Origin of the sequence: Vibrio sp. 10N.261.54.E10, from assembly GCF_002877735.2 — a bacterium.
Taxonomy (GTDB): Bacteria; Pseudomonadota; Gammaproteobacteria; order Enterobacterales; family Vibrionaceae; genus Vibrio; species Vibrio crassostreae_C.
Map to the genome: position 1 here is coordinate 339,468 of NZ_MCXE02000002.1, position 13,065 is coordinate 352,532.

The following is a 13,065-nucleotide window of genomic DNA, read 5'->3' on the forward strand; positions in this document are numbered from 1 at the left end:
ACATAAGTGTCGGGGGCTTTTCTTTATCTAAAGAGATTTAAGTTAGGCTTGTGGCTTAGAGTTCGGTTAACCCTACTGAATCTTCAATCGTTGAATCAGAGTCTCTTCATCTAACTGGTACAACTCATCAAGCAAGTTAATTTGCAAGCTACCTGGGCCGCGAGAGTTTTCAGCCGCGATTTCACCAACCACGCCTAATACCGCTGCTGCAGCTAAACCACTATCATCACCAACAGCCGCGAAAGCACCCGTCAATGCAGTTAAAGTACACCCCATACCCGTCACATACGGCATCATTTGGTGTCCATTGTTTAACGTCACCACGCTGTCTTTGGTGACAACGTAATCTGTCTCACCAGATATCACCACATTTGCACCGTATTCAGCCACTAAGCACTGTGCAGCACCTAACGCAGCATCACTGCTATCAAGCGCATCAACGCCTTTGCTCTGCGCTTGTTCGCCCGCTAACGCGATAATCTCAGACGCGTTACCACGAATGATCAACTTATCGGCTAAGCGTGCAATTTCACGAGAAGTCTCGGTACGCAACGTACTTGCCCCACAACCCACAGGGTCAAGAACCACAACCTTGTTGTTCGCGTTCGCTTGCTCAACAGCAAAACACATTCTTGGCGTCCAAACACTGTCGAGCGTGCCGATGTTAATCACCAAAGCACCAGAGAAAGACATCATCTCTGCCAGTTCTTGTTGCGAGTGCGCCATAATAGGCGAAGCGCCAATCGCCAATAACGCGTTGGCCGTGTTGTTCATCACTACATAGTTAGTGATGTTCACAACCAGTGGTTTTTGCTCTCGTACTGCGCGTAGCGATTGAATAATTTGTTCAGTAAGCATGGGTAAATCCTTATTCGTGAAAGTCGCTTTTAAGCCGCTGTTGAATCATCAAGAGCGTTCAGCCCTTGCTGCCAAAAAGCCACTTCCATACGCGTTGCGGTTTTGAAGATATGAACGATGTTCTGACCGCGTTCGCTGTTGATATCAATTTCAGCAAGCAACTGATTGAAGTATTCCGCGCCCGTTGCTACGCCAGACTGGAACTCTTCACTGCCATACAGTTGCAGCCAGCTTGCGTATGGGTTGCCTTCCAAAACAGTATCACTGCTTTCTAACAGCGCTTTACCAATCACGGCATAACCGATTGAACACGGAGCCAGTGCCGCATATAAGTCGACAAGATCACCCGTCATACCCGCATCTAGAACGTAGCGCGTGTAGGCAACAGTGCCGAAATCTTCAGGTTCGTTTTCTAAATCCGATTCGGTTAAACCCCACTGACCACAGTAAGTCACATGGTGAGAGATTTCAGAATCTAGCAGCGCATGAACACTTGGCAGTGCACGACGCATATCAGCCAAGGTTTTAGCCTTGTAAATTGCCAATGCATAAGCGCGGGCATACTGCTTTAAAAACAGAAAATCTTGCTTCAAGTAATGCAGAAAACACGGCTGAGCGAGTGTGCCGTTTGCCAGCGTTTTAACAAAATCATGCTCGGTGTAGTCTTGCCAATCTTGTTGACAGGCTTGGATTAAGTCTTGGTATTTCATGAGATTCCTTAGTCAAAAGTCGGTACGTAGTCAGCGGCTTTCGGTAGTGATTTGATAATGCCTTTGTCGAACATGAACTGTGCGTAATCGTCGTAACGCTTCATATCTACAGCAGAAGGGCGAAGTGCAAAGCGAGTCAATGTGTCGTTCCATGCGCGTTGGTTAAGCTCGTTATTCAACGTATCTGGTGAATACGCCACAAACTCACTCCATGACTCTTGGGGGTGGTTCACAATGTAAGTCGTTGCTTGTTCCAATGCTTTGTTGAACGCTTTGATCGCTTCATCATCGTGTTTCTTTGCGTTCGCAACAAAGATAAGCTCGTCGTAAGCGGGCACACCGTGCTCTTCAGGGAAGAATGCTTTCGCTTTAAAACCTTCAAGTGCTAACTGGTTGGTTTCGAAGTTCCGTAAGCCACCCCAGATTGCGTCTACCTTGCCCGATGCCAATGAAGATGAAAGTGCCCAACCGACATTGATGGTTTGCACATCTGTAAATGCAACATTTTCTTGCGCTAACATAGTGCCGATAGTCGCTTCTTCGTTACCCGCAATCGCAATACCGATCTTCTTGCCTTTCAGATCCGCTAGCGAATCGTTCTTGCCGTTATCCAGTACCATTAGTGTGTTCAGTGGCGTCGCGATAAGGGTTGATGCACGAACTAAAGGAAGACCCGCTGCCACATCCATGGTTAAACTTGGTTGGTAAGTTACCGCTAAATCGACCTTACCTGCCGCGACCAATTTTGCTGGCGTGCTTGGGTCTGCTGGTTCTTGGATTTCAACCTCTAAGCCTTGGTCAGCAAAGTAACCACGCTCTTGAGCAATCACAATCGGGCCATGGTTCGGGTTCACAAACCAATCCAACATCAGCGTCAGTTTCTTCTGTTCAGAGTCCGCTAGAGCATGACCTGAAACCAATGAAGCAAGCAGTGCCACTGCACCTATCAATTTTGTATTTTTCACGGTTAACCTTTCCTTTTGAATATTATTCTTATGTTGAGCGAAGCCATCATTGGTTTTCCCAAGGGATAGCTTTTTTGAGTAATTTATCTGTAACGAAGTAGAGCGAGATAGACAGCACCGCCAAGATGAACAAGGCAGCAAACATCTCATCGATGATCATGCGCGCGTTGGCCTGCAGCATTAAGTAACCCAGCCCCTCACTCGAACCAACCCACTCGCCGACAACCGCTCCAATTGGCGCAATCACCACAGCCACACGAATGCCAGACGCTAAGGTTGGCAGTGCGGCAGGAAGTTGGATATGACGTAGCAATTGCCACTTCGATGCACCCATCGTCTTGGCAAGATCGAGATAACCTGTCGGTGTATTGCGTAGACCGTCGTAACAACAAGTGGTTACTGGGAAGAAGATAATGATCGCCGCCATCACCACTTTTGATGCGATGCCATAACCTAGCCACAGCATCAGTACTGGCGCGATAGCAAACACAGGGATCGCTTGGCTGGCAATTAAGATAGGCAATAGCCAACGCTTTAGCGGATCAAACATCAGCATCTGCAGGGCGAAAAACAGCCCCATCGACAAACCGAGTAACAAGCCAAGTAGGATCTCTTGCGCAGTCACCCATGTGTGTTTGAGTAACACATCGTAACGTTCAATCAGCTTTAAAAAGACTTCTGCTGGCGTGGGCAGAATGAAGCTCGGCATCTCGAAGATAACCACAACTAACTGCCATAAACCGAGAATCACAGCACTGCTGATCAGCAAACGCATAACGGGATTCATCTGACAAGAGCGCTTAGTTGTGATCTGTGTGTTAGTTAAACGAGCCACAGCTTCGCTTCGCGTTAGATCATTCATAATCACGCTCCAACTGGTCTAAGATCGCTTGTTGCAACTCAGCACATTCACCATCTAACACTCTTGGTGTGGCAGTGAGAGGCACAGATAAAGACTGAGCGTTCGCCGGTGTGCCTTGCAACACATACAAATTGTCCGCCAAACGCACCGCTTCTTGTGGGTCATGGGTGATCAACACAACGGTTTTATCTCTCAACAGCTCACACGCTAAGCTCTGTAGTTTGTGTCTCGTTACCGCATCCAGCGCAGAGAACGGCTCATCCATCAGCACCACTGGCTTGTCTTGCATTAAAGTTCGAGCCAAAGCGACACGTTGACGCATACCACCAGACAACTGATCCGGCATCGCATTCGCATAATCAGCCAAACCAACCGCAGCGAGCAACTCGAGTGCTTGATTGGTTTGCAGTGCTTTGTCAGAAGCTGAATTTTGAAAACGATGACTCAGACATACATTGTCGATAACCGACAGCCACGGCAGTAACAAATCCTGCTGCGCCATGTAAGCGATGCGATCCGTTAAAGGCAATTCATCAGAGGTTGTCAATGTTCCCTGCCACTCCACCTTGTCGTCCAACAAGCCTGCCAGATAACGCAATACCGTGGTTTTCCCGCAGCCACTTCGACCTAGCAATACCGTCCACTTACCTGCGTTTAAGCTAAGCGACAATCCCGATAAGGTTGCGTGCTCACTGTCGTTATAACGTAAAGAGGCATTGCTGAGCTGAACACCCACCGTATTAACGGACATTCCCGTGCCCAGCGAAGAAGTGATTTACGGGCCCATGACCTTGGCCGACTTGCAACTCATCAGCATGAGCAATCGCGCGCGAAATGTATTGTTTGCCTAGCTCAACAGCCTCTGACAGCGTGTTGCCTTGCGCTAAGAAAGAAGCAATAGCAGATGAAAGCGTACAACCCGTACCGTGGGTGTTTTTGGTAGGAAAACGCTTCGCACTAATCAAAGCAGACGTGGTTGGCAGAATCAGTAAGTCGTTACTGTTCTCATCCTTCTCTAAATGACCGCCTTTGAGAAGAACGGCTTTAGCACCTAGTGCACGCAGGTCTTCAATCATATCCTGCATTTCGGCTTCGCTTTCAGGCACAGCTTTGCCCGTTAGTGCTGCGCCTTCCGGCAAGTTAGGCGTAATGATGTCTGCGAGCGGAATCAGTTCTTGTTTTAGCGTGGTGATCGCCGAGTTTTCTAAAAGAAGGTCGCCACTTGTCGCCACCATGACAGGGTCAATCACTAGGTGTTTAGGTTGGTATTGTTTGATTTTGTCCGCGACGACTTTGATGATTTGCGAATCCGCCAACATGCCGACTTTTACCGCCACGATATTCAAATCGGTAAACACTGCATCTAACTGACTAGCGACATGCTCTAGTGGGATTGGAAATATAGCGGACACGCCTTGGGTGTTCTGAGATGTAATCGCGGTAATTACCGAACAAGCGAAGCTACCCGTTGCAGACATGGCTTTAATATCAGCTTGAATGCCCGCGCCACCACCACTGTCAGAACCCGCAATGGTCAAAACAATCGGAGTATTGATCGAAGAAGATTGGTTTTCTGGTGTTTGAGTGCTGTTAGGTGATACTTGAGAATTGGAATGCTGTGTCATGGTCGCTCCTACTGTCTTACAAGACGTAGGAGAACGAACACCGATCGAAGGAGAAGTCGCAATAGATTCATGAAGAGTCTTCATGAGTGCAGACGTAGATCGAGTGCTTATAGTTCCCTACGCCAGTGTTAACTGAATCAGGTTCAACGGGTCTCGAATAACGATCTCAGCAAACACCAACTAAGGTATATGCCCCCCGACTATTGATAACGATAGTAACAGCACTCTCGCAACTGAGATACTCATTTTATTCAATTATAAGAATCACGCATGAATTTAATTCAATTAATCCCGTTTTAACAAATACTTATAATGGCTTTTTAGTTGGCTGAGATTGGATGAATAAACACATCACTATCAAGAACATACCTAGCCATCCAACCAATGGAATAAGCTCACCCACAATACACACGGCCAACACGGCGGCAACGACTGGCTCAAGTAAGGTAATCAAGTTGGCGCTACTCGCTGTGACATGGCGTAGCCCAAAACTGAAAGCGATATAGCCTAAACATTGAGGAAGTAACACCAAGTAACTCACCACCAATATATTGGTATTCGATGCGAACAAGTTATCCCCCGTAAACCAAAGCGTTGGCAGTAGCAACATCGCTCCTAGCCCAAATATGCTGCCCATCGCTGCTTGCGACTTAATGCCTTCGTCTATCAGAGCTTTTGTCGCCCATGAATAAATGGCGTAACACAACCCAGCAATCAACCCTAATCCAATGCCCAAAAGCTTCAGATCGTCACCAGAATCATTCGCTGATGATGATTCTGAAAATACCAGTAGCCCAATACCAACCACGCCAATGGCAAAGCTCGTTAACCAACGTTTGTTGATATTATTCTTTTTGCTAATAAGACACTCTAAAAGTGCAGAAAAGAAAGGAGCAGTAGCTATCGACACCACTGTGCCCATTGCGACACCCGATAACTTCATCGAAGAGTAAAAAGCCAGAGGATAGATCGCCAAAGCCAGCGCACTCGCCGCTAACAACTTTTTGTTGAGCAAAAGCTTATCAAGTGAAGATAAGATCTTTCGATACGCCAAGACTGCTTGCATTAAGCCGCCGACGCCCATTGAAAAAGCACCAATCGCTAATGGGCTGAGATCAGGCGCAAAGCTTGCGGCGGTGCCTGTCGTGCCCCATAAAACAGAAGCAAACACGATGGCTAAAGTGCCCGTTTGGAATTCGTTAACGCGATTGATGGCAAGATTCATTTCTATTACCTAGTCTATTTTCATTTCTGAAATAGATAATAGTGAACATATACTAAGTTGAGTTTGCCAAAAGGACGCTATTCTTGTTTTGGAAGACTCTCTTTCATCGAGCCCAAAAACGCCCTTGGAGACATGCCAAAGTGCTGAGAGAAGCGTCGACTGAATGCAGACAAGTCACTATAACCCACATTTTCTGCGACCAATTGAACGGGTAAATCGGTATGGCTAAGCAAGGCTTGAGCTTTCTCCATACGATAGCGAGTGATGTACTTAAGCGCACTGATTCCAAAGCACTCTTTAAAGCGCTTCTTAAATTGAGTGGGGCTCAAGCAAGCCGTTTCTGCAAGCTGAGAAATAGAGAGAGGCTGGGCGTAATTATCCGCAATGAGCCTTTGGACCGCTCGAATACGAGGGTCGATGCTCTTGCTGACTTTTTGTTGCTCTAATAACAGTGAAAACACATCCAAGATGGATGATTCAATGCCACTGTCCACTTGGTATTCCAACTGCTTTTCAACAAACAGCAAGAAGCTCATTAAGGGTGGCGTGATAGTAAACACCGAGAGCTCATGCTCTAACAAGTGCTGCGGTAACTCTGCCATATCTGCGACAATAAACCGCGCTGCTTCATCCGCCTTAAACGCATGCGCTGTGGTTACCGGAATCACCACGCATTCGCCCACGGCCACCTTGCCGACATATCCCACCATTTCAATACTAATACTCCCTTGAATAGGCAGCACGAGTTGATGGTAGCCATCATGGGCATGAGTATTAAATTGCTTGGTGTAAGATCGAATGCTTAGGCTAGATTTCATGAGCAACGCCGGAATTCAGTTTATTGAAACATGAGTGTTAAAAAGAAATTACATGATTTAAGCGAGGGAGTCACATCGGACTAGTATTTTTGTCGTATCTCTTTCTAGCCTTTCTAAGTCGGATCAAAAAAGCCGTTTAAGTATTGATACTCAAACGGCTTTTTACTCAAGTCTAATTCGCAATCTCAAGAACAGTTAACCGAATCGGCTATCACTTCCTAACAAAATCGCTCATTCAGACTCTATTATTTTTGAAGTTGCTCTTTAGCGGCTTCAACCTTAGAAAAATCTAGGCCAAGCTCTTCAACTGCTTCTTTGATTAGCGCAGGGTTTTGCATTACCTGGCCCATCAGCATTTGAAGTTTATCTTGTGGTAAGCCAAGTTGGCTGATCGTCGCCATTGCTGCAAGAGGGTTCTCGGTCAACGTCTTGAATAGCTCGCTGATCTGCTCGTCGCTAATATTGTTCTCTTTCAACATTGCTAAAATCGGGTTCATTTTTTTGCCTTTGAAACACTAAATTAAGTAGGAGCACAGCATACCATCTAGCTGTGCTCGATTGTACTAGCAACTTATACTTTGCCTACTGTGAAGTAACCCTAAGCCTAGCGAGACTCTAATGGGTAAGAGCGGTAGCTCCACATACCATAGGTTCTAAGCGCATCTCGGTAGATACCTAGTAGCTCACCATCACTTGCCTTCTTAAGATCTGCGAGTGGCTTGTCTGGGTAAGAAACCGTATCAAAAGTAATGCCCTGAGGGCCGGTTTGCCAGCTAGCGATTTCAAACAGAGTTTGACCACGACGAACATGGCTTGCCGAGCTAATAATGGTCGCGTGCTTAATATCATGGCGAGCAAGTGCGTAGCTACTGAATAAGGCATTGCCTACCGTGCTGGTCGCGTAATTCTCTTCGATGATGCGATCTTTGCTTACCCCTTTCTCGATAAGCCAATCCGCCATTAACTTACCTTCAGTCTTGTGGTTCTTGGGCACGCCACCCGTTAACACGATCATCGCGTCTGGGTTAGCTTTCGACATTGCTAATGTGGTTTCAAGACGTTCAATCAAGATCTCATGCATAGAACCATCAGGGTTAAGCGCATAGCCCAAAGTGACAATCGCGCCATGATGATCAAGCAAGCCTTTATCCGCAGACTCTTTCAACGGTGTTTCTAACACGCGGTCGACCGTAGCAAAAATGCGTTTGATGTCTTCTGCTTTACCTTTGTTCAGGCTTTCCAGTTTCTCCATGTGCTTATTGGATTCACTTTCATTGCCTTCAAATCGCTGCCAAACCGCAAGGTAAGCATGAAGATCAACATCGTCTGGTGCAACCGTCAGCGCTTGCTCAAACAGCTCAATAGCGCGCTCTGCATTCTTGTTGTAGATCTGAGCGTTCGCTGCCGAGATAAGCAAATCAGTACGGTAAGGTTCTAGTTGGTAAGCTTCTAACAATCGGTTAGTCACAATTTCCATGTTGCTTGGCATTTTAGCCGTAAAGCCCGCGTGAGAAATTCTTGCCGGAGACTTAAACGCCTGCAACGCATCAAGAAGTAATTGGTCGACAACTTGTCGCTTAGTCACCAACTGCGCGTAATCCGCAGAAGCCTGTACTGCGCCGTCGTTAGCAGCAAAAGAATAAGGTGTTGCGCCAAAAGCCAGCATGCCACCAAGAGCGAGGGCGATAATGTTCTTTTTCATGAAAAGATCCTGTGTCGTTAAGTGTTCACATCAGATTTGCTCACCAATGTAAGTCCCTAAGATTAAAAAACCGTGAAGCACACCTTAATCTCTAACGTTTATATTCATTTGTTGCATAAGGTGTGGCAGCAGATCACGATTTTGAACTTACCAATAAGCCTGTGCATCCAGATAATTCTGGTTTGAACCAGTGCTCAACGTTTTTGTTGGAATATCTGACTGCGGATTTCATACGCCCTATCCCGCCAAAAACCACCCATCACAAATCCGAACTCCGCATAAAGCAACGAATCAAAAAAACCACTTTAAGCTCATTTTTTCAACAACTTAAAATCCAACACACTGAATCGCGCGATTTTACCCCTCGCTCAAATAACGAGGTCTTCAACACATAGAGTTGGAATGCGAGTCAGAAGATCTTCAAATAATTCAAAATCAACCATTGAACGATCGTTCAAGTGGTGCTTTAATAAATGACCAATACAAGGAGTTACCCCATGCTTAAGTTCTATTTTCACCAAACACCAAACCCAATGAAGATCGCTCTGTTTTTGGAAGAGACAGGCCTAGATTTTGAACTTGTTCCTGTCGATACCTTAAAGGGTGAGCAGCATTCACCGGAATATCGTTTAATCAATCCAAATGGCAAAACGCCTGCGATTGAAGATGAAGGACAACGTGTATTCGACTCTAACGCTATCCTTCTGTATCTCTCAGAGAAAACAGGCAAGCTTGGCGGTCAGCCAGAAGACAGAGCTGAACTACTCTCTTGGATGATGTTTATCGCGAGTGGTCTTGGTCCATATTCAGGCCAATCGGTACACTTCCGCCATGCTGCACCAGCAGGCTTAGACTACGCTGTGAACCGATACCTACGTGAAGCACAACGTCACTACGAAGTGTTAGAGAAGCATATGGAAGGTCGTGAGTTTATCGTCGGAAATGAGTACACGATTGTCGATGTCGCTGCATGGGGCTGGATTGATAAAGCACCTGTCGTGCTTGGTGAAGAAGGCTTAGAACCCTACCCGAACTTGAAGCGCTGGTTTAACGCAATCAACACTCGCCCTGCTGCACTGCGTGCTCGCGAAATCGGCAAAGGCATTGAGTTTAAAACCGAACGTGATGAAGAAGCGAAACGAGCACTGTTTCCTTCGAATTTCCCAATCAACGAATAATTCAGCATGAAGTAAACGATGTGGAGCGAAAGCTCATTACTGGGCGAGCTATCTAAAAATCAATAGTATTGTTTCTATTAACTGATACCACACTAGTTAAAATATCAATACTATTGATATAGCTATTGTAAGAACCCTTACCGACATCTGATGGTGTCTCTGTCGGTCGTGCCGGGGAAAAGTCCTGAATCAATTACTCTGGATCGCAGCGAATTTGTAAAGCATATGTTAGGCATGAATTAAACTTCGACTACAAAGCATAAACTTATTTTCAAGATACCAAATGAAAAAACAATCATGTGACAATCAACTAAAGAGACGATAAATGAGTTTTACAAAGACTAATAGCATTTGAAAGTAATATTAATTTTTGAATGCTAATTCAAATAATTAGGCGTTCTGATAGTTTTGCTTTTTTCGTTAATATTCTAGGCAACAAAATGAGATCAGGCTGCCTTAGTGCTTTACTTGTTACAATATCTGGTACGTGCTATCTGTCTATAGGTTTTTCAGGACTTGAGAATCAGTTTGGTATGGTATGGGCAGGAGCTGCGTTAATCGTCTTAATCGTGTTTAATTTGACGCTGCCACTCTCTTTAGGCGCTTACTTTTATACTACAAGTATATTAGGTTGGCACTGGTTTGAGGCATCATTATTCACGTTAGTACTAATAACCATCATAGTTCCTGCGATCATTAAATCTGTTAGTCACATTCTAAATCCAGCGTCTTCTGAAAATTAGACAGATTATTAGCGCGCAGGTTTAATGACATTGATTTTATCAATTTCACGTAAAAAAAGAGCCGCTTTAGCGGCTCTTGATTTTCAAACTATTCGAATCAGTTCAGATTACTCTTTACCGAATACGTTGTTCTCTTGCTCTTGTACACGGATGAAAGTCGTACGCTTAGTTAGCTCTTTAAGCTTTGCTGCACCTACGTATGTACAAGTTGAACGTACACCACCAAGGATGTCAGAAATTGTGTTGTGAACAGAGCCACGGAACGGAAGTAAAACAGTTTTACCTTCAGCAGCACGGTACTTAGCAACACCACCTGAGTGCTTGTCCATAGCCGACTGTGACGACATTCCATAGAACTTCATGAATTGCTTACCGTCTTGCTCTACAACTTCGCCGCCTGACTCAGAGTGACCTGCTAGCATGCCGCCTAGCATTACGAAGTCAGCACCGCCGCCGAACGCTTTAGATACGTCACCCGCACATGAACAGCCACCGTCACCGATGATCATGCCGCCAAGGCCGTGTGCTGCGTCGCCACACTCGATGATTGCAGAAAGTTGAGGGTAACCTACGCCTGTTTTAACACGTGTAGTACAAACAGAACCAGGGCCGATACCAACCTTAACGATGTCTGCGCCAGCTAGGATTAGCTCTTCAACCATGTCACCCGTTACAACGTTACCAGCAGAGATAACTTTAGTCGGGAATTCAGCACGTACTTTTTGTACATACTCAACTAGGTGCTCTGAGTAGCCGTTAGCGATATCAATACAGATAAATACGAATTCGTCGCTAAGCGCCATGATTTGCTTAGTTTTCTCAAACTCAGCTTCAGAAGTACCTGTTGAAACAAATACGTTGTTCAGCGTTTTCTTGTCTGCTGTTTTTGCGAACTCAGCCCACTGCTCTACTGTGTAGTGCTTGTGTACTGCAGTCATAACACCGTGCTCTGCTAGAGCAGCTGCCATTTCAAAGCTTGCTACCGAATCCATGTTCGCTGCAATTACTGGAGTACCAGACCATTGACGACCGCTATGCTTGAATGTAAAATCGCGGGTTAATTCAACTTGAGAACGGCTTTTAAGGGTAGAACGCTTCGGACGGAAGAGTACATCTTTGAAACCTAACTTAAGTTCTTGTTCGATACGCATGGTGTTTTCCTTGATTCATAAAATTATGTGTCTCTCGCGAAATGCGTAGTAAAACCGTTGGCAGACGAGTTTACTTTTCTTCGGACACAAAAAAACCGGAGCGTTGGCAGACGCTCCGGTTTTCAGCATTATAGGCTGTGATTTACTAACAGCAAGTCTGATATTTCATTTTTTTTTGTGCTATCCTCTCAAAGATTCCATATCTGGTAAAAGCTTCCCGCCCGTCATTTCCTACTAAATTCATATTAATTAATAACTTAACAACATATTCACGCAAACGCTGTCGGTTTATTGCGCAAACGTTTCCCTTGCAAATTCGGCGAAAAAATCTTCGATAAGGCAAATTTGTGAAAAAAGTGCCCTTTAATCACATAAAAATCACACTTTTCTTGAATCAAAAAATGCGTTTTTTCTTAAATAATTTCATTTTTTTCTGACTTTTTTCGCTTCGAGTGCCGATCTCAGCCCTCTTTCATTAGCCCTGAAATTTATAAAGTACAAAGGCAAGATCGATTAGCACGTTCGAAACTTGGATGAGCGGGGTAAAGTCCACAAAATATGGCAGGTTAGGTGCGCTTATTTATGAGAACCCAGCGGATACAAGCCGCTGTTGATAGAGCCTAACAACAACTCGACTAAAGTTAACGAACACGGAACGCCTTTCTTTAGTTCGAACTCATTACTACAGGATCAGATACAAAAATGGCCAAGGGGATTAACCTTGGCCATTTTTATTTGGTTTTCAGAGTGCTCTTATAAGGCGATTCAATTTTCACCTTAAGGTACGTCAAGCCTTTTTCTGAGACATCAGAGCTTCAGCAGTCGCATCTTGAATCGACAAGAACAAGGATGTCACTTGCCCAGTTGGAGAACGCATCGGGTTAAGCGTGACGTTCTGATACATAAAGTCGGCTTGCTGAGTTACTGGCCTCACGTTGCGACATTTAAACAGATAAGGCCTTTGTTGCCATGTAATGAAGCTACGGCAACCTAGGTCATAGACTGGCTTGGTTTTGAGCCTAAACCACTCTTCTGGGATTTCAGGGAACAGTTCAAAGATCGACTTACCGATCGCATCGTGCGATTGCTTACCGCTATGGTGCGTCATAAAGCCATTCCAAACTTGTACCTGAAAATCACGGTTAATAACCACCAGCCCCATATCGACGTTTTGAACCATGTCGACCATCCAGTGGAACTGTTCAAATTCAGCAGGAAGATTCAGCAT

13 protein-coding genes and 1 riboswitch are annotated in these 13,065 nt (G+C 45.2%); of the genes, 1 reads left to right on the forward strand and 12 read right to left on the reverse strand.

The genetic code is table 11. The annotated features are described in order from the left end of the window. Positions 1–72: 72 nt before the first annotated feature. The 10 genes from thiM to BCU07_RS12795 all read right to left on the reverse strand — a co-directional run bounded on the left by thiM (position 73) and on the right by BCU07_RS12795 (position 8,765). A complete protein-coding gene (gene thiM, locus BCU07_RS12750) occupies positions 73–858 on the reverse strand; it encodes a hydroxyethylthiazole kinase (protein ID WP_017064406.1) in 786 nt (261 codons plus the stop codon). Positions 859–887: 29 nt separating this feature from the next. Continuing rightward, positions 888–1,568: a thiaminase II gene (tenA, locus tag BCU07_RS12755; protein WP_017061912.1), complete on the reverse strand. Its 681-nt coding sequence runs from the start codon at positions 1,566–1,568 to the stop codon at positions 888–890. A gap of 8 nt (positions 1,569–1,576) precedes the next feature. After that, on the reverse strand, positions 1,577–2,533 hold the full coding sequence (locus tag BCU07_RS12760; RefSeq protein ID WP_102428986.1) for an ABC transporter substrate-binding protein: 957 nt from the start codon (positions 2,531–2,533) through the stop codon (positions 1,577–1,579). 46 nt (positions 2,534–2,579) lie between these two features. Beyond that, a complete protein-coding gene (locus BCU07_RS12765; protein WP_102428985.1) occupies positions 2,580–3,395 on the reverse strand; it encodes an ABC transporter permease in 816 nt (271 codons plus the stop codon). Then, the gene (locus BCU07_RS12770) at positions 3,388–4,146 is read right to left on the reverse strand and encodes an ABC transporter ATP-binding protein (protein ID WP_102428984.1); all 759 of its coding nucleotides are present in this window, start codon (positions 4,144–4,146) and stop codon (positions 3,388–3,390) included. The genes BCU07_RS12765 and BCU07_RS12770 overlap by 8 nt, the downstream gene beginning before the upstream one ends. After that, positions 4,136–5,020, reverse strand: coding sequence for a bifunctional hydroxymethylpyrimidine kinase/phosphomethylpyrimidine kinase (gene thiD / locus BCU07_RS12775; protein ID WP_017064402.1), 885 nt, complete (start codon positions 5,018–5,020; stop codon positions 4,136–4,138). The genes BCU07_RS12770 and thiD overlap by 11 nt, the downstream gene beginning before the upstream one ends. 97 nt (positions 5,021–5,117) lie before the next feature. Next, positions 5,118–5,229, reverse strand: a riboswitch (TPP riboswitch). 98 nt (positions 5,230–5,327) lie between these two features. Then, on the reverse strand, positions 5,328–6,245 hold the full coding sequence (locus BCU07_RS12780; protein ID WP_017061917.1) for a DMT family transporter: 918 nt from the start codon (positions 6,243–6,245) through the stop codon (positions 5,328–5,330). A 77-nt stretch (positions 6,246–6,322) separates the two neighbouring features. Next, positions 6,323–7,063, reverse strand: coding sequence for a helix-turn-helix domain-containing protein (locus tag BCU07_RS12785; protein ID WP_102428983.1), 741 nt, complete (start codon positions 7,061–7,063; stop codon positions 6,323–6,325). Positions 7,064–7,308: 245 nt separating this feature from the next. After that, positions 7,309–7,560 carry a DUF2999 family protein gene (locus BCU07_RS12790; RefSeq protein ID WP_004731647.1) on the reverse strand — a complete coding sequence of 84 codons (252 nt, stop codon included), beginning with the start codon at positions 7,558–7,560 and terminating at the stop codon, positions 7,309–7,311. A gap of 107 nt (positions 7,561–7,667) precedes the next feature. After that, positions 7,668–8,765 (reverse strand): YdcF family protein, encoded by a 1,098-nt coding sequence (locus tag BCU07_RS12795; protein WP_102428982.1) that lies wholly within the window; start codon positions 8,763–8,765, stop codon positions 7,668–7,670. A 497-nt stretch (positions 8,766–9,262) separates the two neighbouring features. On the opposite strand from BCU07_RS12795, the gene BCU07_RS12800 reads away from it, so the two are divergent. Beyond that, positions 9,263–9,943: a glutathione S-transferase family protein gene (locus BCU07_RS12800; protein ID WP_017061920.1), complete on the forward strand. Its 681-nt coding sequence runs from the start codon at positions 9,263–9,265 to the stop codon at positions 9,941–9,943. Between the two features lie 850 nt (positions 9,944–10,793). Here BCU07_RS12800 and BCU07_RS12805 read toward each other — a convergent pair. Then, positions 10,794–11,837, reverse strand: coding sequence for a GMP reductase (locus tag BCU07_RS12805; RefSeq protein ID WP_017062429.1), 1,044 nt, complete (start codon positions 11,835–11,837; stop codon positions 10,794–10,796). A gap of 787 nt (positions 11,838–12,624) precedes the next feature. After that, positions 12,625–13,065, reverse strand: coding sequence for a PAS domain-containing protein (locus tag BCU07_RS12810; RefSeq protein ID WP_017062430.1), 441 nt, complete (start codon positions 13,063–13,065; stop codon positions 12,625–12,627).